This is a genomic window from Bacteroides sp. AM44-19, assembly GCF_003603395.1.
GTDB lineage: Bacteria > Bacteroidota > Bacteroidia > Bacteroidales > Bacteroidaceae > Bacteroides > Bacteroides uniformis.
The window spans coordinates 1-1,931 of the sequence record NZ_QTNB01000054.1; the positions used below are offsets into that span (position 1 = coordinate 1).

The following is a 1,931-nucleotide window of genomic DNA, read 5'->3' on the forward strand; positions in this document are numbered from 1 at the left end:
ATTTATTATATCGCCTATACGGGCGCACCGTCGTAATACTTCTTGCCCTGCTCATAGATTTTCACCGTTTCCTGAAAGTTCTTCACCATATTCTGGGCGGTGGTCGAGGTATGCACCACGTTCTTCGAGGTGTTCACGATGCTCTGCGCGATGTTGGACGGGTCTATCACCGCCCACTGTGCGCTTGCCCTGCCGGCTGCAAACAGGCACAGGCAGATAATAAGTGTCATTCTTGTTCTCATGTTACTTTGGATTTTAGTGGGTTTCATTATTTATTGCTCGCCTATCGGATGGTCCGGTTTCGGGTTCACACGCACGTAGTCCCCGTTGGGCGAGAAGGTCAGGACGCCCGTCGCCTCGTTGTAGGACACGTCGATGCGGAAGCCGGTGTTCATGAAGAGGTTGCCGTTCTCCTCCTGCAAGAGGTAGGTTTCCGGCTTCAGCTTGCGGCGGATGCCGCTACGCTTGAACACCGTCACCTTGTAGGCTTCACCCTCCTTGTAGATAAGCACGTCGGGCTTCCCCTCCACGCTCTCCCAGTTCCCGCAAAGCAGGTCGCGGCGGTTGTCCACGGTTTCGCAGGATTGCAGCACCATGACCGCCAGCCCGATCAGACATTTGCTGACTTGCAGCATTTTCGTTCTTGATATACTCATACGCATTTTCTGTTTTTAGTTGATGAATCTGTTTTTACTTATTGCCTATTCCTTGTTTCTCCGTCTTTCGGCAAGCTGCCGGATGGCGGCTTCGATGTCGCCGCCCAGCTTTTCCGCCAGACGGTAAACCTCCACCTTCTCCGTTTCTTCGGTGGTGTACGCCAGATATTCCTCCGCGCTCACTTCGGTGGCATAGACAGCCGACTGCGTGCCGCCCAGTCCGATCCACACTTCCTTGTAATTGCGGTTCGGGTTGATTGCCATGTTGATGGAGAGTATCTGCGACTTCTCCTTCTCCGTCAGACCTAAAAGGGACTGTATGGCATCAAACTTGTTCATATATTTCCTTTGGTCAAGGAGTATCTTGCAGTCGGAGTTGTTGATGATGCTCTCCTTGACCACGGGCGAGGAAATGATGTCGTCCACCTCCTGCGTCACCACGATCGCCTCCCCGTAATACTTGCGTACGGTTTTGTACATATAGCGCAGGTACTCAGCCATGTTCGCCGAAGAGAGAGCCTTCCAAGCCTCTTCCACTATCAGTTGCTTGCGCACGCCTTTCAGACGGCGCATCTTGTTGATGAAGGCTTCCATGATGATGATGGTCACCACCGGGAAAAGCTCGCGGTTCTCCTTAATACTGTCAATCTCGAAGACGATGAACCGCTTGCCGAGCAGGTCGATGTTCTCCGTGGAGTTGAGCAGGAAGTCGTAGCGTCCGCCCCGGTAATACTGCCGCATGGTGGTGAGCATGTTGTCGATGTTGAAGTCGGACTTCTCCACCTTGATGTCACGCTGTGCCAGCTCGCGGCGGTAGTCGTCGCGCATGTACTCATAGAAGGTGTTGAACGAGGGGACGATGCTCCGGTCAGCCCTGATGCGTTCGATGTAGGCGTTCACCGCGCTGCCCAGCTCGCCGCTCTCGGTCTTCGTCACCTTGTCGTCCTCCGACTTCCAGAGCGTCAGCAGCAGCGTCTTGATGCTGTCCTTCTTCTCCACGTCGTACACGTAGTCGTCGGTGTAGAACGGGTTGAACGAAATCGGTTTCTCCTCCGTATAGGTGAAATACACGCCGTCCGCCCCGTTTGTCTTGCGCCGGATCATTTCGCACAAGCCCTGATAGGAGTTTCCCGTGTCCACCAGCACCACGTGCGCGCCTTGTTCCCAATACTGCCTCACGAGGTGGTTCATGAAGAACGACTTGCCGCTGCCCGAAGGACCCAATACGAACTTGTTGCGGTTGGTGGTGATTAATCCGTACCAACATTTATTTAT

General features: G+C 53.8%; 2 protein-coding genes and 1 pseudogene. All 3 read right to left on the reverse strand.

Going from position 1 to position 1,931, the window contains the following annotated elements; genetic code table 11:
- Positions 1 to 29 precede the first annotated feature (29 nt).
- Positions 30 to 242 (reverse strand): annotated as a pseudogene (locus tag DW947_RS21300) (DUF4141 domain-containing protein); the annotation flags it as partial.
- A gap of 30 nt (positions 243 to 272) precedes the next feature.
- Positions 273 to 656, reverse strand: a complete 384-nt coding sequence (locus DW947_RS21305; RefSeq protein ID WP_104368813.1) for a DUF3876 domain-containing protein — start codon at positions 654 to 656, stop codon at positions 273 to 275.
- A gap of 45 nt (positions 657 to 701) precedes the next feature.
- The coding region (locus tag DW947_RS21310) for a TraG family conjugative transposon ATPase (protein ID WP_119958633.1) at positions 702 to 1,931 on the reverse strand (1,230 nt) is incomplete at its 5' end.